At 63.6% G+C, this 17,778-nt stretch carries 19 protein-coding genes; 5 read left to right on the top strand and 14 right to left on the bottom strand.

Going from position 1 to position 17,778, the window contains the following annotated elements; genetic code table 11:
- Positions 1-214: 214 nt before the first annotated feature.
- Positions 215-1,150, bottom strand: coding sequence for a hypothetical protein (locus tag RMN95_RS06310; protein ID WP_309616093.1), 936 nt, complete (start codon positions 1,148-1,150; stop codon positions 215-217).
- 181 nt (positions 1,151-1,331) lie between these two features.
- Positions 1,332-2,834 (bottom strand): IMP dehydrogenase, encoded by a 1,503-nt coding sequence (gene guaB / locus RMN95_RS06315; RefSeq protein ID WP_309616094.1) that lies wholly within the window; start codon positions 2,832-2,834, stop codon positions 1,332-1,334.
- A 274-nt stretch (positions 2,835-3,108) separates the two neighbouring features.
- On the opposite strand from guaB, the gene RMN95_RS06320 reads away from it, so the two are divergent.
- From RMN95_RS06320 to RMN95_RS06335, 4 genes are read left to right on the top strand one after another with little or no spacing between them, the layout of a single operon-like run.
- A complete protein-coding gene (locus tag RMN95_RS06320; RefSeq protein ID WP_309616109.1) occupies positions 3,109-4,359 on the top strand; it encodes an ABC transporter permease subunit in 1,251 nt (416 codons plus the stop codon).
- An 8-nt stretch (positions 4,360-4,367) separates the two neighbouring features.
- The gene (locus RMN95_RS06325) at positions 4,368-5,354 is read left to right on the top strand and encodes a branched-chain amino acid ABC transporter permease (RefSeq protein ID WP_309616095.1); all 987 of its coding nucleotides are present in this window, start codon (positions 4,368-4,370) and stop codon (positions 5,352-5,354) included.
- Between the two features lie 25 nt (positions 5,355-5,379).
- The gene (locus tag RMN95_RS06330) at positions 5,380-6,267 is read left to right on the top strand and encodes an ABC transporter ATP-binding protein (RefSeq protein ID WP_309616096.1); all 888 of its coding nucleotides are present in this window, start codon (positions 5,380-5,382) and stop codon (positions 6,265-6,267) included.
- The gene (locus tag RMN95_RS06335; RefSeq protein ID WP_309616097.1) at positions 6,248-7,015 is read left to right on the top strand and encodes an ABC transporter ATP-binding protein; all 768 of its coding nucleotides are present in this window, start codon (positions 6,248-6,250) and stop codon (positions 7,013-7,015) included. The genes RMN95_RS06330 and RMN95_RS06335 overlap by 20 nt, the downstream gene beginning before the upstream one ends.
- Before the next feature lie 102 nt (positions 7,016-7,117).
- On the opposite strand, the gene RMN95_RS06340 is transcribed toward RMN95_RS06335, so the two are convergent.
- From RMN95_RS06340 to groES, 3 genes are all read right to left on the bottom strand, one after another.
- A complete protein-coding gene (locus tag RMN95_RS06340) occupies positions 7,118-8,383 on the bottom strand; it encodes an ABC transporter substrate-binding protein (protein ID WP_309616098.1) in 1,266 nt (421 codons plus the stop codon).
- A 200-nt stretch (positions 8,384-8,583) separates the two neighbouring features.
- Positions 8,584-9,510 (bottom strand): EamA family transporter RarD, encoded by a 927-nt coding sequence (gene rarD / locus RMN95_RS06345; RefSeq protein WP_309616099.1) that lies wholly within the window; start codon positions 9,508-9,510, stop codon positions 8,584-8,586.
- A gap of 98 nt (positions 9,511-9,608) precedes the next feature.
- Positions 9,609-9,905, bottom strand: a complete 297-nt coding sequence (groES, locus tag RMN95_RS06350; protein ID WP_097060200.1) for a co-chaperone GroES — start codon at positions 9,903-9,905, stop codon at positions 9,609-9,611.
- Positions 9,906-10,058: 153 nt separating this feature from the next.
- Between groES and RMN95_RS06355 the strand changes: the two genes are divergently transcribed.
- Complete coding sequence (locus tag RMN95_RS06355) at positions 10,059-11,243, top strand: THUMP-like domain-containing protein (RefSeq protein ID WP_309616100.1); 1,185 nt, start codon at positions 10,059-10,061, stop codon at positions 11,241-11,243.
- Between the two features lie 135 nt (positions 11,244-11,378).
- On the opposite strand, the gene RMN95_RS06360 is transcribed toward RMN95_RS06355, so the two are convergent.
- From RMN95_RS06360 to glmS, 9 genes are all read right to left on the bottom strand, one after another.
- Positions 11,379-11,984 (bottom strand): hypothetical protein, encoded by a 606-nt coding sequence (locus RMN95_RS06360; protein ID WP_309616101.1) that lies wholly within the window; start codon positions 11,982-11,984, stop codon positions 11,379-11,381.
- 98 nt (positions 11,985-12,082) lie between these two features.
- The gene (locus tag RMN95_RS06365; protein WP_309616102.1) at positions 12,083-12,391 is read right to left on the bottom strand and encodes a DUF4190 domain-containing protein; all 309 of its coding nucleotides are present in this window, start codon (positions 12,389-12,391) and stop codon (positions 12,083-12,085) included.
- 87 nt (positions 12,392-12,478) lie between these two features.
- Positions 12,479-13,525: a tRNA (adenosine(37)-N6)-threonylcarbamoyltransferase complex transferase subunit TsaD gene (gene tsaD / locus RMN95_RS06370; protein WP_309616103.1), complete on the bottom strand. Its 1,047-nt coding sequence runs from the start codon at positions 13,523-13,525 to the stop codon at positions 12,479-12,481.
- Positions 13,522-14,004 (bottom strand): ribosomal protein S18-alanine N-acetyltransferase, encoded by a 483-nt coding sequence (rimI, locus tag RMN95_RS06375; protein WP_309616104.1) that lies wholly within the window; start codon positions 14,002-14,004, stop codon positions 13,522-13,524. Before rimI ends, tsaD begins: the two co-directional genes overlap by 4 nt.
- Positions 14,001-14,636, bottom strand: coding sequence for a tRNA (adenosine(37)-N6)-threonylcarbamoyltransferase complex dimerization subunit type 1 TsaB (gene tsaB / locus RMN95_RS06380; protein ID WP_309616105.1), 636 nt, complete (start codon positions 14,634-14,636; stop codon positions 14,001-14,003). Before tsaB ends, rimI begins: the two co-directional genes overlap by 4 nt.
- A complete protein-coding gene (gene tsaE, locus RMN95_RS06385) occupies positions 14,620-15,066 on the bottom strand; it encodes a tRNA (adenosine(37)-N6)-threonylcarbamoyltransferase complex ATPase subunit type 1 TsaE (RefSeq protein ID WP_309616110.1) in 447 nt (148 codons plus the stop codon). The genes tsaB and tsaE overlap by 17 nt, the downstream gene beginning before the upstream one ends.
- Positions 15,067-15,101: 35 nt before the next feature.
- Positions 15,102-16,196, bottom strand: a complete 1,095-nt coding sequence (gene alr / locus RMN95_RS06390) for an alanine racemase (RefSeq protein ID WP_309616106.1) — start codon at positions 16,194-16,196, stop codon at positions 15,102-15,104.
- Complete coding sequence (locus RMN95_RS06395) at positions 16,193-16,564, bottom strand: holo-ACP synthase (protein WP_309616107.1); 372 nt, start codon at positions 16,562-16,564, stop codon at positions 16,193-16,195. The genes alr and RMN95_RS06395 overlap by 4 nt, the downstream gene beginning before the upstream one ends.
- A gap of 19 nt (positions 16,565-16,583) precedes the next feature.
- Positions 16,584-17,778, bottom strand: a 1,195-nt coding sequence (gene glmS, locus RMN95_RS06400) for a glutamine--fructose-6-phosphate transaminase (isomerizing) (protein WP_309616108.1), incomplete at its 5' end; no start/stop codon positions are given.

The raw sequence follows: 17,778 nt of genomic DNA on the forward strand, positions 1-17,778 counted from the left end.
CCTTCCCTGACTCGGGTTGAACGGCCGTTTCACCCGCGCCCGTTGCTCTGTCAACCCTCCCCGCCGCCCTTCCCCGCCGGCCTTCCCCGCCGCCCTTCCCCGCCGCCCTTCCCCGCCGCCCTTCCCCGCCGCCCTTCCCCGTTGGCGGGAGCAGTCCCCGCTGCGGCGGGAGGTAACCGCTCACGGCGGGACTCGCTACTCCCGCCGTCTGTTGTTAACTCCCGCCACCAAATCTGCGTATTCCGGCTTCGCTTAGCTTGCGATGCAGGAGGCGTGGCGTTCGCACGTCCTCGGTGAGGATCCGTACGACCGTGCGCACCTGCCGCCTGAGCCGATCCTCGCGCTTCTTCTCCTGCCACACCACCTCAGCCGGATCGCCCTTCGTGTACTCGTCGCGGGTGTATTTGATCCTGCCGTCAAACTCGACGGCAGCGTCGTCATCCTCGAAGTAGAAATCTGGGAACATCGCGCCCTCAGCATCAACGAACTTGCGCTGCAGTTGCGGTCGGGGATAGCCGAGTTGGTGCATTGTTCCTCTCGCTTCCGATTCGCCGATTGATCCCGAAAGGGGAGTTGCGAAGTCGATGCCGCGCCAGAGCGCTGGTGATACTTTCATTGAGGATGCCTCGCCGACCAGTTCCTCCTTGGTCACCGCGAGAGGATTCCGCTCCCAGAGGCACCAATCGAGCAGCGGAACCGCACTGAGAAACGTAAGCCCGCGACATACGTCGAGGACAGTCCTGGCGAGGGTCGTGCATTCGTAGCCGTGGCGCACCGCCAGCTGCGCCGTTGTAGCGCCACGCGCAGTTCGAATCACGCCGGGCTCGGAGCGACCACCACCACGCCACCGATCGAGAACGACTACCGCCTCCGGAAAGTCGTTGAGCGGCATCCCCCACAGCGCGGCCGCCGAGGTGCGCGCAAAGACCAAACGTGTGCGCGCTGCGGCGGTGACAGCCGTGATCCGAAGGATGTGTTGACCGGCAGCGGACGCTGATGCCCACACCTCGGGGCGAACAAAAGCGCCTCTCCGGAGGCGAAGAAGTTGTCGACGCCCCAGTGCGTGGTCGATCTCGCGAGGCCCTAGGCCCCTTCGCGCGAGGTCGACCGTGAACAGAAGATCGTCGTGCTCGAGTGCTTCGAAGGTCATGCGCCGAGCATCCACGTTTCCATCGCGCCGCGGTGAAGCGCTCACGATTTCGGCGCGGACCAGCGCTCGCCACCACCTGTGGAGGGGGAGAACTACACTCGGCGGGACTCGCTACTCCCGCCAACCGCGACTATCTCCCGCCGACCGTGTGGCAACTCCCGCCGCAGGGCCGGCCGCGCGGCTACCCGCGGTAGTTGGGCGCCTCGACCACCATCTGGATGTCGTGCGGGTGCGATTCCTTTAGCCCGGCGGCGGTGATGCGAACGAACCGTCCCTTGACGCGCAGTTCGTCGATGGTGCGCGCCCCCGTGTAGAACATCGACTGGCGAAGCCCTCCGAGCAGCTGGTACACGACCGACGACACGGGGCCGCGATACGGCACCTGGCCCTCAATCCCCTCGGCGATGAGCTGCTCGTCAGAGGGCACGTCGGCCTGGAAGTATCGGTCGCGCGAGTACGAGGTCTTCTTTCCACGGGTCTGCAGCGCCCCCAGCGAACCCATGCCGCGATAGCTTTTGAACTGTTTGCCGTTGACGAAGATGAGGTCTCCGGGGCTCTCGTCGGTTCCGGCCAGGAGCGAGCCGAGCATGACCGTTTCGGCCCCTGCCACCAGAGCTTTCGCGATGTCGCCGGAGTACTGCAGGCCGCCATCCGCGATCACCGGCACGTCGGTTTCGCGCGCCGCGAGCGATGCCTCGTACACGGCCGTCACCTGCGGAACACCCACACCAGCCACCACACGCGTGGTACAGATCGAGCCCGGCCCGACCCCCACCTTCACGGCGTCAGCGCCGGCATCGATCAGTGCCTGCGCACCGGAGCGCGTTGCGACGTTGCCCCCGATGACGTCGATCGCGTTGAATGCGGTGTCACCTTTGATGCGCCGGATGATGTCGAGCACCCCGGCAGAGTCACCGTTCGCGGTATCGACCACGATCACATCAACCCCGGCGTCGCGCAGCTGACCTGCGCGCTCCCAGGAGTCACCGAAGAAGCCGATTGCGGCGCCCACGCGCAGGCGCCCCCCGTCATCCTTAGTCGCATGGGGGTATTTCTCGGTCTTCTCGAAATCTTTGACCGTAATAAGCCCGGTCAGTCTGCCCGCGGAATCCACGAGCGGCAGCTTCTCGATTTTGTGCTGGGCGAAAATGGCAATGGCCGAGTCCGGATCGACCCCAATTGGGGCGGTGATCAGCGGCGTTCTGGTCATCACGTCGCGCACCAGGGTTGTCGCTTTCTCAAACGGCGACACGAATCGCATGTCACGGTTGGTGATGATGCCGACGAGCGTGCCGTCAGTCTCGACCACGGGCACACCCGAGATGCGGAACTGCCCACAGAGCGCGTCGACCTCGGCGACCGTGGCATCCGGCGTCGTCGTCACCGGGTTGGTAATCATGCCGGATTCGCTGCGCTTGACCTTGTCGACATGGGCCGCCTGGTCTTCGATGGAGAGATTCCTGTGCAGGATGCCGATGCCGCCGTTGCGCGCCATCGCGATTGCCATGCGCGACTCCGTCACGCTGTCCATCGCCGCAGACAACAGCGGAGACGCCACCCTGATGCGCCTGGTCAGTCGGGAGCTGGTGTCAGCCTCACTCGGAATGACGTCGGTGTGCCCGGGAAGCAGCATCACGTCGTCGTAGGTGAGGCCGATGAAGCCGAAAGGGTCAGGCTGGTCCATGAGTTGCCTTACTGGGGAGCAATTGAGACCGGGATGCCGCGCTGAATGCCGGTACCCAATATTAACCGGTTGGACCGTGAGGTATTCCACCCCGCATAATGGCCTGACCCCGATATGTGCTCTGTGGAAACACAGGGGACACATTTGGTACGTATCGTCACAGTCGACGATGCGCCAGAGCCCGCAGGATGCACCTTCCAGCTGGTCCCGTCTTGGAGGTTCCGTGAAAGTCACTGGTACGGCAATTAATCGCCCATGGCGATGGGTGGCCCTCATGTTCGTGGCGCTGCTCGCCGCCCTGACCTTCGTCGGGGGCGGGGCAGCACACGCAGACGAGATCAATACCGATAAATACGACTATGTCTTCAGCGGCAACGTCAAGTACAACGGCAAGCCGCTCGAGGGTGTTGTGCTCAAGGTCTCCGGCAGCGGCTACAGCGCCGAGGTGAAGACTGGCGCTGATGGCAAGTGGAAAATCGGCGTGCCTGAGAAGACCGAATACACGGTCACCCTCGACGAGTCGACGCTGCCGAAGGGCGTCATCGTCGCCGAGGGCGGCGCTGAGGTGAAGGCGAAATTCGGGCTTACGAGCAGCAAGTCGGTCAACTTCTTCCTCGGTGAGGGAGTGAGGGTGACGACGAGCTTCTTCGACCAGTTCATCGGACGAGTGTTTAACGGGCTGAGCTTCGGGCTGCTGCTCGCTCTGGCTGCCATCGGGCTTTCGCTGATCTTCGGAACGACCGGGCTGAACAACTTCGCTCACGCCGAGATGGTGACCTTCGGCGCGCTCGCGACCCTGTCACTCGCGGTCGACCTGGCATGGCCGATCTGGATCGCGATCATCGGAGCGCTGGTGCTCAGCGGAATCTTCGGTTTCACACTCGATGCCGTGCTGTGGCGACCGTTGCGCAAAAAGGGTGTCGGATTGATCCCGATGATGATCGTCAGCATCGGACTCTCGCTCGCCGTCAGGTACACGTACCAATATATCTATGGTGGCGGCACACGACAGCTGCCCGGTGCAGACGGTGCCGACCTGAAGTTCGGTGCCATCTCGCTCTCTCCGCTGGATATCGCCAGCATGGTGATCAGCATCGTCGTACTCCTGGCGGTCGCCTACTTCCTGCTGCGAACACGAATCGGAAAAGCCACCCGAGCCGTCAGTGACAATCCAAGCCTTGCCTCGGCATCCGGAATCGACGTGGACCGGGTGATCCGGATCGTCTGGATCGTGGGCGGAGTGCTCGCCGGCCTCAGCGGGGTACTGTTCGCCTTCTACCGACCCGGGGTGTCGTGGGACATGGGATTCCAAATCCTGCTACTAATTTTCGCCGCGGTGACACTGGGTGGGCTGGGCACGGCGTTCGGGGCCCTGGTCGGATCGCTGGTGGTGGGCATGTTTGTCGAAGTATCTACGCTCTTCATCCCCTCTGACATGAAGTTCGTCGGGGCCCTCGCCATCCTTATTCTGGTGTTGTTGGTTCGGCCGCAGGGCATCCTGGGCCGCAAAGAGAGAATCGGTTAGGGCAAGCTATGGGCGTTGACTTCCTCCAAATACTGTCAAACGCGGCGATCGAGCTGATCAGCCCCACCACGGCTGCCTACGCGCTCGCTGCGCTCGGCCTCGCAATACATTTCGGATTTACCGGACTCATTAACTTCGGCCAAGCCGGATTCATGGCGATCGGTGCCTACGGCTATGCGATCTCGACCCTGACCTTCAACTTCCCAATTTGGGCAGCCGTCCTGGTCGGGATCGGTGGATCCGTGATCTTCGCTCTAATCCTTGGTGTGCCGACACTGAGGCTGCGGGCTGACTACCTTGCCATCGTCACGATCGCAGCATCCGAAATCCTGCGACTAATTTTCACGACCAATACCCTGGAACCCGTCACGGGCTCCGCCGATGGCCTGAGTGGCTATAAGGGAACTTTCGCCGCCATCAACCCCATCCCGAATGGGACCTACGGCTTTGGTCCGTTCGAAAACAACGCCTACGACTGGTGGTTGCGAATCGTCGCATGGACCATCGTGGTGCTGGCTTGCCTCCTCGCATGGCAGCTCATGCGCAGCCCCTGGGGTCGCGTCATCAAGGGCATTCGTGAGGATGAGGATGCCGTGCGCGCGCTCGGAAAGAACGTGTATTTCTATAAAATGCAATCGCTCATCTTAGGCGGAGTGTTCGGAACTCTCGCCGGCATGATTTTCATCCTGCCGAGGGCCGTGGTGCCAGCGAACTATGCCACCACACTGACCTTTTTTATTTACACCATCCTGCTGCTGGGTGGTGCGGCGACGATCCTCGGACCGGTGGCGGGTTCCATCATCTTCTGGGTTCTGCTGTCGGCGGTCTCGGGTTTTGTGGCACGCGCCCAGGCTGCAGGCTGGTTCCCCGGAATGTCGAGTGTGCAGGCCGGCCAGGTGCGCTTCATCGTGGTGGGGGTTGTGCTGATGCTCTTGGTCATCTTCAGACCACAGGGCATCTTTGGAAAGAAGAAGGAGCTGGCTTTTGTCAAGTGAGATCGCGCCCACGCGAGGCGCACCCGTGAAAAGCGTCAACCTGCACATCGGTGACATCGTGCCCGGTGTGGCAAAAACAGATCCGATCATCGTCGCCGATAATGTGACGAGGTCGTTCGGGGGTCTCACCGCAGTGGATGTCGACCACGTCGAGATCCCGCGCAACGCCATCACTGCGCTGATCGGCCCCAACGGAGCCGGCAAGACCACCCTGTTCAACCTACTCACCGGGTTTGATAAGCCTGATTCGGGCAAGTGGAAATTTCTTGGCACCTCTCTTGCTGGCGTGCCCGCCTTCAAGGTAGCCAGGCTCGGTCAGGTCCGAACCTTCCAACTCACCAAGGCGCTGAGCCTTCTGAGCGTGCTCGATAACATGAAGCTCGGGGCCAAGGGCCAGCAGGGCGAGAACATGTTCCGCGCTCTTCTGCCGTTCCTGTGGCGCAAGCAGGAGGCCGAGATCGAGGCGAAAGCCATGGATCTTCTCGCCAAATTCAAACTCGATACCAAATCGGAAGACTACGCGGCAAGCCTCTCTGGCGGCCAGCGGAAGCTACTCGAGATGGCACGTGCCCTCATGAGCGATCCCGCCCTGGTCATGCTTGATGAGCCCATGGCCGGCGTCAACCCCGCGCTGACCCAGTCATTGCTCGACCACATCCTCGACCTGAAGACCCAGGGCATGACGGTGCTGTTCGTTGAACACGACATGCAGATGGTGCGCCACATTGCCGACTGGGTGATTGTGATGGCCGAAGGTCGAATCGTCGCCGAGGGCCCGCCAGATCTTGTGATGACGAATCCCGCTGTGATTGATGCCTATTTGGGAAGTCACCATGACCAGGATCTCGGCATGACCGAGGACGAAAATGTGCACGCGATCAAGGAGCTGCTCGATGACGACGACAAGTCCTGAAACCTCACCTGCCGCGACGCCGGTCGGTTCACCCGTCGTCGAGGTCAGGAAGGTCACAGCCGGCTACCTACCGGGCGTCAACATCCTAAACTCCTGCTCTCTCATCGCCAACCAGGGCGAGCTCATCGGCATCATCGGGCCGAACGGTGCGGGAAAGTCCACCCTGCTGAAGGCAATTTTCGGTCTGGTCAAGGTACGCGACGGCGACGTCCTCCTGCAGGGTGAGAACATCACCGGGCTCAAGGCGAATAAGCTCGTCTCTAAGGGAGTCGGTTTCGTGCCGCAAACCAACAACGTCTTTCCCACGTTGACAATTCGCGAGAACCTCGAGATGGGGCTGTTCCAAAAGCCGAAGGGCATCAAGGAACGACTCGCCTTCGTCACGGAGATTTTCCCTGAGCTGGGCAAGCGCCTCGGCCAGCGAGCGGGTTCGCTCTCCGGGGGAGAACGTCAGATGGTGGCCATGAGTCGGGCGCTGATGATGGGACCGCACATCCTGCTTCTGGATGAACCCTCCGCCGGCCTGTCGCCAGTGCGCCAGGACGAGGCGTTCCTGCGAGTCAAGGAGATCAACAGGGCCGGGGTCACGACGATTATGGTCGAGCAGAATGCGCGCCGGTGCCTCCAGATTTGTGACAGGGGCTACGTGCTCGACCAGGGCCGCGACTCGTACACCGGCACTGGGCGCGAACTGCTCAATGATCCCAAGGTGATCTCGCTCTACCTGGGCACGCTCGGCGAGGAGTAGCCGCAACTGTGGGCTGGCATCACATCGTGTCGTACTTGCCTGATCCGCGGCACACAGAAGGGCCCCGACCGAAGTCGAGGCCCTTCTGTTAGTTCGCGTCAGTTAGTTGATGCGGCTGTACTTATTCGCGTCGTCGTACTGGTAGATGCCGATTGTCGCCTCGGTAGGGTCACCGTTCTTGTCAAACGAGATCGGCCCGGAGTTGCCGTCATAGTCGGCGACTCCACCATCGATGATGATTTTTGCGCACTCCTCGAAGGTCGTGCACTTCGTGCCCTTGCCGGAACCGCCCGAGACTTCCTGCAGCTTCGCCGCGACGGTCTTTCCGTCAACGGAGTTGGCCGCGAGAGCCGCTAGCGCAATGAGCACGACCGCGTCGTAGGACTCGGCAGCGTAGCTGTAGTCCTTCAGACTCGGGTCGACCTTGAGCAGGCGATCGGTGAAGTCTCCGAGCTTGGCAGTGTCGAGGCCGGGTAGCGTGCCCTTCGCGCCCTTGAGGGTGCCCGCAGCAAAGTCCGCGCTGTAATCGGCAAGGTTACCGTCGACGAGGTAAAGCGGACCGGCGTAGCCGGCGCCGCGAAGGGCCGGGACGATGACCTTTGCCTCTTCGAAGGTGATGAGGGCAACTGCGTCAGGGTTGGCAGCAGTGATCTCTGCGACCTGTGTGGTGAACACTGTTTCGCCCGTGTTGTAGAGAGACTCTGCAACTACTTTGCCGCCAGCAGCCTCGAAGTTTTCCTTCAGGGACTTGGCGAGACCGGTTCCGTAGGAGTCATTGAGCTCGATGATGCCCACGTTGGCTGCGCCGTCGTCTGCGATCAGGTTACCGAGTACCTCACCCTGCAGAACGTCCGATGGCGCTGTGCGCCAGTACAGCCCGTCGTCGGCATAGTCAGAGAAGTCGATCGAGGTGTTGGCCGGCGAGAATTGGATCACGCCGGCTCCCGTAATCTGGTCGATGACAGTCTTCGACACGCCGGAAGATGCAGCACCGACGATCGCTGTGACGTTCTGTGAGAGAAGGTCAGTGACGGACACGGTTGCGGTGTCCGTGGTGGTGTCACCCGAGTCGCGGTACTGGACATCAACGGTGATGTCGAGATTCGCGGCATTTATTTCCTTGACGGCGAGCGCTACACCAGCTTCCTCGGGCGGGCCGAGGAACGCGAGGGTTCCACTCTGCGGGAGGATCGTGCCGATCTTGAGGGCGATGGGCTCACGGGGGCCAGCCGATGCTCCGCCGCCGGTGTCGGCCGGTGCGGCACAGCCGCTGAGGACGAGGGCACTCACGCCGACGATGGCAGCGCCACCGAGAATCGACTTGAGGGGCCGCGAGCGCGAGGCCGTTGCCTTCACGAATACGCTCATGTTGCTCCTTGCAATTGAAATGTGGTGGGACGCAGCTCCGCAGAGCAGAGCTGTCCTGTCAAGATATTCGGACGCGTCCCTATTCGCAATACGGTGGGGTTACAGGGCTGTAACACCGCCAGATCGTTACATTCCGTTATCTGGCCCGCCCGGGAAGAAAACGTGCCCGAAGTGCGTGTCGGCGGTGCCACTCGACTGCGTCAGCGCGCGGTGGCACGGCGCTGCCGCCCGGAGTGGATGAACATATCGACAGTCAGGATGGCGAGGGCCAGCCATACGATCCCGAACCCGAGCCATCGCTGCGGTGGCATCTCCTCACCCAGCACGACCACGCCAATCAACAACTGCATGATGGGCGCGATGTACTGCACGAGCCCCATGTACGTCAACGGGAGCCGACGTGATGCCGCCGCGAACAGGATGAGCGGCACCGCCGTGGCCACACCAAGGCCGAGCATCAGCGCGGTATGCGCAGGGCCCTCAGAGCCAATGGTGAGGCCGCCCGTCGCGCCGACGACGATGAGAGCGACGGCGGCGAGTGGGGCAAGCACAGCCGTTTCGATCGTGAGTCCGCTGATGGCGTCAGCTCTCGGCCCCACGCGCTTCTTGACCAGGCCGTAGATGCCGAAACTGAAGGCCAGGGTGAGTGCGATCCACGGGAACGAGCCGTACCCGATCGCGAGAATGAGCACCGCCACCGAACTGACTCCGATCGCCACCCACTGCAGGGCGCGAAGTTTCTCCCGCAGCACGACGACGCCCAGGAGCACCGTCACGATCGGGTTGGTGAAATATCCGAGGGATGCCTCAACGACATGCCCCGAGACGCTCGCGAACACATAAACCAGCCAGTTCACGAGGATGAGCACCCCGGCGAGCGCGAGGGCGACCATGGTGGCTCGATCACGCAGGATGGCGAGCAACCGCGGCCATCCACGGGTCAGTGTGATCAGGATCGCGCAGAACAGCAGGGACAGCACGATGCGCCAGGCCACGATCTCGATGGCTCCGGCGGGCTGCAGCGACACAAACAGCACGGGCAGAAAGCCCCAGAGAACGTATGAGCCGATCGCGAATGCGAGCCCGGGTCGTGACACCCGATCATCCATGACGGTGGTAGGCAGCACTGGTCCAGCCTAGGTGGGCGCAGGTACGCAAAAGACCCCGTGGCAGGGCCACGGGGTCTTTTGGCAGGACTTGCCCGAAGGCAGCCCTTAGGTCTGATCTAGCGGACTACGACCGCCAGTACGTCGCGAGCCGACAGCACAAGCAGGTCTTCGCCCCCGTACTTGACCTCGGTGCCGCCGTACTTGGAGTAGATGACCTTGTCACCGACTGCGATATCGAGCGGAACGCGGTTGCCGTTATCGTCAATGCGGCCGGGGCCCACAGCGACGACCTCGCCCTCCTGGGGCTTCTCCTTCGCGGTGTCAGGAATGACAAGACCCGACGCGGTGGTCGTTTCTGCCTCTACCTGCCTGATGACGATTCGATCTTCGAGCGGCTTGATGGACACCGACACGGTTGACCTCTGCTTTCTAGAAAACTTGGGTTGGCACACTCCCTGTGAGAGTGCCAAGCCAACTATAAGGCCTCGTTGGCACTCGATCAACGTGAGTGCCAGAACAATCCACTTCGTTCCGAACTATCGGCGGTTCACCGCTACCGTGAAGGAATGGATCAGACCGAGCTTCGCGAACTCTTCTCCATCGAAGGGCTGCGACTTCTCGACTCCCTGCCGCCGTTTGACTCGACCGCCGATGTGGTGCGGACGGTGTCTGAACTGCGTAAGGCCGGCCACCCTGCTGGCCTGGTTGCCGCTGTGCTCAACCAAGCCCGGCTACGCCACAGAGCGCAGGCAAAATTCGGGTCGTTCGCGGACCGCATGCTGTTCACCGAGGCCGGGCTCGAGCAGGCGACCCGGCTGGGCGTTGCGGCACACCATGCGGGTCGATTCTCGGATGCGGGCGTGAAGTGGGTGGCCGATCTCGGCTCCGGTATCGGCTCCGACGCGCTTGCCATCGCCGCACTCGACCTGGAAGTGACCGCCGTGGAACGCGACGAGGTAACAGCGGCAATCGCCGCGTACAACCTGGCGCCGTGGTCTAACGCGCGAGTCGAACACGCGGCAGCGGAGGAGGTCGACCTCGCCGGAGTCGACGGCATCTACCTCGACCCGGCCCGACGTGACGGCGCCCGCAGGCTGAGGGACCCTGGCGACTGGTCGCCATCCCTCGACTTCGCATTCGGGCTGGCGGAGCTGTATCCGACGGGCATCAAACTGGGGCCGGGCATCGATCGGGAGCTGATCCCTGATTCGGCGGAGGCGCAGTGGGTGTCGGTCGACCGTGACGTGGTCGAACTCGGGCTCTGGTTCGGCGCAGTGGCCCGGCCGGGAGTGCGCCGCGCCGCACTCGTGATCAGCGATTCAGGAACCGCAGAGCTGACAGCGGCCGACGACAGCGCGGATGTCGACCCAGGGGAGCTCGGCGAATTCGTGTACGAGCCCGATGGCGCGGTCATCCGGGCCAGGCTCATTGGCGATCTGGCGCGCACGATCGGTGGCCGGATGCTCGACCAGTCCATCGCGTATGTGACCTCCGACACGGCCCACATGACACCGTTCGCCAGCTGCTTCCGCGTTATCGAAGAGTTTCCCCTCGATAAGCGGACCCTGAAGCGTGAGATCGCATCGCGCGGAATTGGATCCTTGGAGATAAAGAAGCGCGGAGTCGACATCGACCCTGCCCAGTTTCGCATGGCGCTGGCCCCGAAGGGCGACGCGAGCGGCACCCTTATTCTCACCCGGGTAGCAGCACAGCGTCGGGCGCTGCTGGTGGAGCGAGTAACAGCAGTCTGACCGCGGACTTGCGGGCGTTACTTCCATCGACTGTGCACAAAATGTGGCTATCGTCGTGGGCGTAACCGCAGAATGCGCACTTTCGACGGGGAATCCGGGCGTGCCAGCAGGTCGCGAGCTGGCGGATAGGGTCTCTTACGAGCTGGCGGAGATACCTACGAGGATGGCGATGATCACGAATAGGCCGGTAGCCAACCCAATCGCGACCCCCACGTAGCCGGTGATGAGCCCGGTCACCCAGAATCCTTTCGCCCAGGGCTGGCGCCTCTGAGCGATGTGTCCGGTGATTACGCCCGCCAATGCCAGCAAGAATCCGAGTCCGATGAGCGCTCCGAGCAGTCCGGCGATGCCGCAGATCATCGAGATGATGCTGAGGGTCTGGGGCGGCCCCGCGGCGGCGACCGCAGAGGGGTTGGGCTGGCCCGTGGGTGGCCCGTATGCGGTCGGCACATCTGCGGACGGTGGGGACGGCGCGCCATACGCGGGCGACTGCCCGGGTGTCGCATACGGGTTTGGGTGTTCCGCGCCTAGTGACGCGATGGCGGGCTCGGCCGCGACGGGGAGCGGTACCGGCGGCGCGGCGGCGGGCGATGCGGCCAGTGGAGCTGGCTCGACGGGGGCTGGCAATGGCGGAGGGATCGTGGCATCCGGAACCACGGCAGGTGTTTCAAAACCCGCCACCATCTCGTGCGGTGGCACAGGTACGGGCGGAATTTCGCTCGCGGGCTTCTTGCCTGCCATGACTACTCCTTCGGTCGATGCGTGTCAGCACTGCCAGACGCGCGGGCGCGCCACCTGCTCGCGCGTGCAGGCAACCGCAAAAATCGTGGCTTAGCTGGCTAGTACGAGGAGTAGCCGTTCGTGCCTGCAGCCACTAATATACCGATCCACACGATGGTGAGTATCACGACGACGACGATTCCGATGTAGCCCACAATCAGGCCAATAATTGCCAGGACGTTACCTTGCTCTCCCGTTTTTTTGATCTGGTTGAGTGCGATGTGACCAGTGATGATCCCGGCGAGATGGATGCCGATGACCGAGGCGACAAGGGAGATGATGGCGAGGGTATTCCACTTCGGGGCTGCTGGCGCTCCGCCTGCCGCGTAGGGCTGCTGGGGGGCGGAGTACGGGGTGGGTTCAGTCATGGTGAAGCTCCTTTTAGTGGTGGTGCCAAGGGGGCGTTGCCATCGTTGCAGCGTCTCGCGGGCGTGTCAATGTGGGCGCCCGCGGTGTTACGCCTGGATGACGGTGACCGGCAGAGTCGAGTCCGCACCGAAGCTGAGCGTGGACGGGGCGTGACCGGCCATGATCAACTGGGCGCCGAGGGCAGCGATCATCGCCCCATTATCGGTGCAGAGCGCGAGCGGCGGTATGCGAAGCCGGATGCCGGCGGCCCCGCACCGCTCGGCCGCAAGCTCTCGGACCCTCGCGTTTGCCACCACTCCACCGCCCAGCAGGAGTCTCGGAACACCGAGGTCGTTGCACGCCGCCACGGCCTTGGTCAGCAGCACATCGACGACCGCCTCCCGGAAGCTCGCCGCGACATCCGCTATCGGCAGCTCCGCTCCAAGATCCTGTTGATGCTCAACCCAGCGCGCCACCGAGGTCTTCAGCCCGGAGAATGAGAAGTCGTAGCGGTGCTTCTGCATGTCCTTGGGCTGGCTGAGTCCGCGGGGGAATCGGATCGCCGTCGGGTTGCCACCTTCGGCAACCCTGTCAATGTGCGGACCGCCCGGGTACGGCAAGCCGAGCAGACGCGCAACCTTATCGAACGCCTCCCCCGCCGCGTCGTCGATGGTCTCGCCGAGGAGTTCGACATCGGAGACGAGATCGCGCACCAGCAGGAGCGAAGTGTGGCCGCCGGAAACGAGAAGCGCGATGGTCGGATAATCGAGCGGTTCGCTATCGGTGAGGAGGTCGGCGCCGACATGGCCAACGAGATGATTGACCGCGTAGATCGGCTTGTCGAGGGAGACCGCGAGCGCCTTGGCCGCGCCGACACCGACCATCAGGGCGCCGGCGAGGCCCGGCCCGCTGGTCACCGCGATGGCATCCAACTCGGCGAGCTCGATTTTCGCTTCGGCGAGCGCCTGCTCGATCGCGGGCACGAGTGCCTCGAGGTGCGCTCGCGCGGCCACCTCGGGTACCACGCCTCCATATCTGGCGTGTTCATCCATCGACGATGAGATCACGTTGGCGAGGAGCGTTGTGCCTCGTACGATCCCGATTCCCGTCTCATCACAGCTTGTCTCTATGCCCAGCACCAGTGGACTAGTCATGCCAGCCCCACCTTCGGTGCGACGATGGCCAGTCGCATGATGAGCGCGTCAACGCCGTCAGGCTGGTAGTACTTAGGACGCTCGGCGATCTGCTCGAAGCCAAGATCACGGTACAGCGCCTGGGCGCCTGGGTTGTCGGCGCGCACCTCAAGAAATACCTCTGTGGCGCCTCGATCTCGAGCTTCACTGATCAGCTGGTGCATCAGCACCCGACCGAGGCCCCTGCCGCGTGCAGTAGCGACCACGGCAATGGTCTGGATGTCGGCCTGCGGTTCGCGCATCGGCGCGCGCAACCCCGCATATGCCTCAATGAGCATGGAATTCTCGGGCGGAAAGGCGACGAGATAGTACCCGTGCCGATCGGCAAGTTCGGCACGCATGATCTCGGGCGACCACGCGTCGGTCGTGAACACGGCGCGCTCGATTGCCATGATGGCGTCGAGGTCGTCGACGGTCGCACGCCGCAATTGCCAAGTCACGAGGTCACCCGCTTCGGCCCGTTCGACACGGTGACGTCAGGCGAGCGCAGGTACAGCGCCGCGGGCGTGCCGTCGAACGCACCAGAGAAGCTACGGCCATGAGTGTGCATAGTTTCGGCGAGCATCCCGAGGGCTCCGGCCGACACCGTGCGGGCCTCCACCAGCCGGTAGCTCCCGAACGCGGGAACCGTGGCCGCGAGCTCGTCGACCCTGGCCAGGGACGGGCCGTGGGTGCGAATCGGGAGGCCTGCGGCATCCGAACCCGCATAGGTCGACCAGTAGACCTCGTGCCTGCGGGCATCGGTGGCGACCAAGGTCGGTTGACCGCACCCGAAGGCAATTGCGTCGTGGCTGACCATCGGGATTATCGTGGTGCCGGCCCCCAGGGCGAACGCGCGTGCGGCCGCGATCCCGACCCGAAGCCCCGTGAACGGGCCGGGGCCCATGCCAGCGACCACTCCCGACAGGGCGGAAACGGCGGTGCCTGAATCCGCCAGGCAGGCCGCGATGAGGGTGCCGATTACCTCGGCATGCCGGCGCGTGTCATCGGAAGAATGCTCGGACAGGATGCCGGCATCGCGGTCGACAATCGCCACGCTGGTGCCGGCTGAGGTATCAATGGCCAGCAGCATCGAACCACCCCCAGTGCGACCAGCGCGGCCCATGGCCGGCGAGACTAACCTGCCGCGGCTCGACCTCGGCCTCGATGTCGCCGCCGTGTGGGCGGTCTATGTCGATCTCGAGCCACGATTCGGCAACGCCATCGAGCATCCCGGCACCCCACTCGACCACCACGATGGATGCCTCGTAGTCGATGTCGAGGTCATCAAGTTCCCGTGCGCTCCCCAGCCGGTACGCATCGACGTGCACGAGTGCCGGGCCTGCCAGCCGCGCATGCGTCCGGGCGAGCACGAACGTGGGACTGGTCACGGCCCCGCGCACGCCGAGGGCCTCCCCGATGCCCCTGGTCAGCGTCGTCTTGCCGGCGCCAAGCTCACCGTTGAGCAGCAGGAGGTCGCCCGCGACCAACTCTGCCGCGATCGTCGCCCCCAGCCGGGCCATCAATTCTGGAGTTTCGATGACGGTCGACCGCGTGTTCACGGCGTGTACCTGCGCGTCACGCGAGGGCCAATGCGCGTCACGATCTCGTAATTGATGGTGCCGGATGCCTCGGCCCACTCCCCCACGGAGGGCACGCCTGTGGCAGGGTCGCCGAAAAAGATTGCTCGATCCCCCACCGCGACGGCGTCATCCCCGACGTCGACAACCACCTGGTCCATGGCAACCCGTCCCGCCACCGTGTAGGTGATCCCGTTGATGCTCACGGGGCCCGCCCCCGATCCCAGGCGAGGGATGCCGTCGGCGTAGCCCAGCGGCACCAGCGCGAGCGTGGTGTCGCGGGGTGCCACGTAGTCGTGGCCATAGGAGACGCCGGTGCCCGCGGTGACTCGCTTGACGGAGACGATCGTTCCGCTGAGCCGCATCGCCGGGATCAGCCCCAGCGCTGTCGTGTGCGTGTCATCGAACGGGGATAGCCCGTATGCCGCGATCCCGAGCCGAACCAGGTCGAATCTGGAGCCGGGTAACGTCAGCGCGGCTCCCGTGGCGGCGATGTGGGCCAGCTCGGGTTCGACTCCGAACGACCCGGCGACGGCCAGCGCGTCCTCGAATAGCAGCACCTGTGCGGCGTCGCCATCCATTCCGGCGCCGGCCAGGTGGCTGAAAATTCCCCGAACCACGATGCGTCCGGCTCGCTGGTGGGCGGCCGCGGCCTCGAAGAATGCCGCCCAATCCCGCGGCGCCGCGCCATTTCGACCCAGCCCGGTATCGACCTTGAGGTGCACCTGCGCGACTCCGGATGCCGCGGCCACCCGGTCAAGCTGCGCGAGGTAGCTCACTCCGAGGTCGACCCGCGCGGCCACCGCCTCGTCGAAGTCCTGGGCGGGATCGTGAAGCCAGGCGAGCATTGGGGTGTCGATACCCGCGGAACGTAGCTGCAGGGCCTCGTCAATATCGACGACACCGAGCCAGTCGGCGCCGCCCAGCACCGCGGCGCGCGCGGCGGGGGCGGCGCCGTGACCGTATCCATTGGCCTTGACGATTACCATCGTGCGAACTCCGCCGACGGCCCTGCGGAGGGTCTCGACGTTTGCTTCGATGGCACCGAGGTCGACGAGCGCTTCGCGCATCATGGCGACGACTCAACGATCACGTACGCGATGGCAACGCCCGCATCGTGGCTCATCGACAGGTGGATGGCGGTGATGCCCTTCGACTCGGCAATCGCCTGGGTCGAGTCTCTGAGGTCGAAGCCGGGATTGCCCAGAGCGTCAGATACCACTCTCATGTCGTGCCAGGTGACGCCGGTCGAGTCGCCCAGCGCCTTGATGAGTGCTTCCTTGGCGGCGAACCTGCCCGCGAGGGATCGAAGCGGCATTGGCTTGCCGTCCTTCATCTGTTCGCTCTCAGCGAACAAACGCGACTGCAGCGTGGGAGTACGAAGAAGTCCGCGTTCGAAGCGGGCAATATCCACCAGGTCAACGCCGATGCCGACGATCATGTTTACCTACCCGAACGCGTTACTCGACGGTCACAGACTTGGCCAGATTTCGCGGCTGGTCCACATCCAGCCCCTTTGCCGCAGCCAGCTCCATCCCGAAGATATGAAGTGGCACGACGGCCAGGAACGGCTCGAACAGAGAACCTGCGAGGGGGATCGGAATGACCTCGTCGGCAAACGGCAACACGGCGGCATCCCCCTTCTCGGCGATCGCGATCACCCTGGCACCGCGCGCGCGGATCTCCTGGATGTTGGAGACGACCTTGGGATGAAGCGACTGCGGGTCGCGCGGGCTCGGCACCACCACGATCACCACCTGGCCCGGCTCGATCAGGGCGATCGGGCCGTGTTTCAGCTCGCCGGCGGCAAATCCTTCGGCGTGGATGTACGCCAGCTCTTTGAGCTTGAGTGCACCCTCGAGAGCTACCGGGTATCCCACGTTACGGCCGAGAAAGAGCACGGACTGGGTGTCGGTCATCCAGTGCGCCAGCTGGCCGATTTCGGCTTGCGACACACTCAGCACCTCCGAGATCTTGTCGGGTATGGCCTGCAACTCCACCACATTCTCGCGGATTTGCTCGTCGGTTTGAGTGCCGCGTACCTTCGCCAGGTGCAGGCCGACAAGGTAGAGCGCGGTAACCTGGGCGAGGAATGCCTTGGTCGAGGCGACCGCAACCTCCGGGCCGGCGTGCGTATAGACGACCGCATGTGACTCGCGTGGGATGGTCGCGCCCTGCGTGTTGCAGATCGAGAGCACCCGAGCTCCCGCCTTCGTCGCGTGCTGCACGGCCATGAGGGTGTCCATGGTCTCACCGGACTGGCTGATCGAGATCACCAGAGTTCGATCGGTGATGATGGGATTGCGGTAGCGGAACTCGTGCGACAGTTCGACATCCACGGGAATTCGAGACCACTCCTCGATCGCATACTTGCCGAGCATTCCGGCATAGGCGGCCGTGCCGCAGGCCACGATGACGATGCGGTCGATTCCGGCGAGGGCAACGTCACCGATCGGGTCGAGCTCCTTAAGAGCGATAAGGCCATCGTGCACGCGCCCCAGGATGGTGTTGGCCACAGCCTCGGGTTCTTCGCTGATCTCTTTCGCCATGAAGCTCGACCAGCCGCCCTTCTCCGACGCGGAAGCATCCCAGGCGATATCGAACTCCTCGGCCTCCACCGCGATTCCGTCGAAGTCGGTGATCAGCACCGAATCG

Origin of the sequence: Salinibacterium sp. (assembly GCF_031364185.1) — a bacterium.
Classification (GTDB): domain Bacteria; phylum Actinomycetota; class Actinomycetes; order Actinomycetales; family Microbacteriaceae; genus Rhodoglobus.

Coding starts and splice junctions, on each gene's coding strand:
- RMN95_RS06310 (WP_309616093.1), bottom strand. CDS start 1,150: ATGACCTTCGAAGCACTCGAGCACGACGATCTTCTGTTCACGGTCGAC.
- guaB (WP_309616094.1), bottom strand. CDS start 2,834: ATGGACCAGCCTGACCCTTTCGGCTTCATCGGCCTCACCTACGACGAC.
- RMN95_RS06320 (WP_309616109.1), top strand. CDS start 3,109: ATGTTCGTGGCGCTGCTCGCCGCCCTGACCTTCGTCGGGGGCGGGGCA.
- RMN95_RS06325 (WP_309616095.1), top strand. CDS start 4,368: ATGGGCGTTGACTTCCTCCAAATACTGTCAAACGCGGCGATCGAGCTG.
- RMN95_RS06335 (WP_309616097.1), top strand. CDS start 6,248: ATGACGACGACAAGTCCTGAAACCTCACCTGCCGCGACGCCGGTCGGT.
- RMN95_RS06340 (WP_309616098.1), bottom strand. CDS start 8,383: ATGAGCGTATTCGTGAAGGCAACGGCCTCGCGCTCGCGGCCCCTCAAG.
- RMN95_RS06355 (WP_309616100.1), top strand. CDS start 10,059: ATGGATCAGACCGAGCTTCGCGAACTCTTCTCCATCGAAGGGCTGCGA.
- RMN95_RS06360 (WP_309616101.1), bottom strand. CDS start 11,984: ATGGCAGGCAAGAAGCCCGCGAGCGAAATTCCGCCCGTACCTGTGCCA.
- RMN95_RS06365 (WP_309616102.1), bottom strand. CDS start 12,391: ATGACTGAACCCACCCCGTACTCCGCCCCCCAGCAGCCCTACGCGGCA.
- tsaD (WP_309616103.1), bottom strand. CDS start 13,525: ATGACTAGTCCACTGGTGCTGGGCATAGAGACAAGCTGTGATGAGACG.
- tsaB (WP_309616105.1), bottom strand. CDS start 14,636: ATGCTGCTGGCCATTGATACCTCAGCCGGCACCAGCGTGGCGATTGTC.
- tsaE (WP_309616110.1), bottom strand. CDS start 15,066: ATGGCCCGGCTGGGGGCGACGATCGCGGCAGAGTTGGTCGCGGGCGAC.
- alr (WP_309616106.1), bottom strand. CDS start 16,196: ATGATGCGCGAAGCGCTCGTCGACCTCGGTGCCATCGAAGCAAACGTC.
- RMN95_RS06395 (WP_309616107.1), bottom strand. CDS start 16,564: ATGATCGTCGGCATCGGCGTTGACCTGGTGGATATTGCCCGCTTCGAA.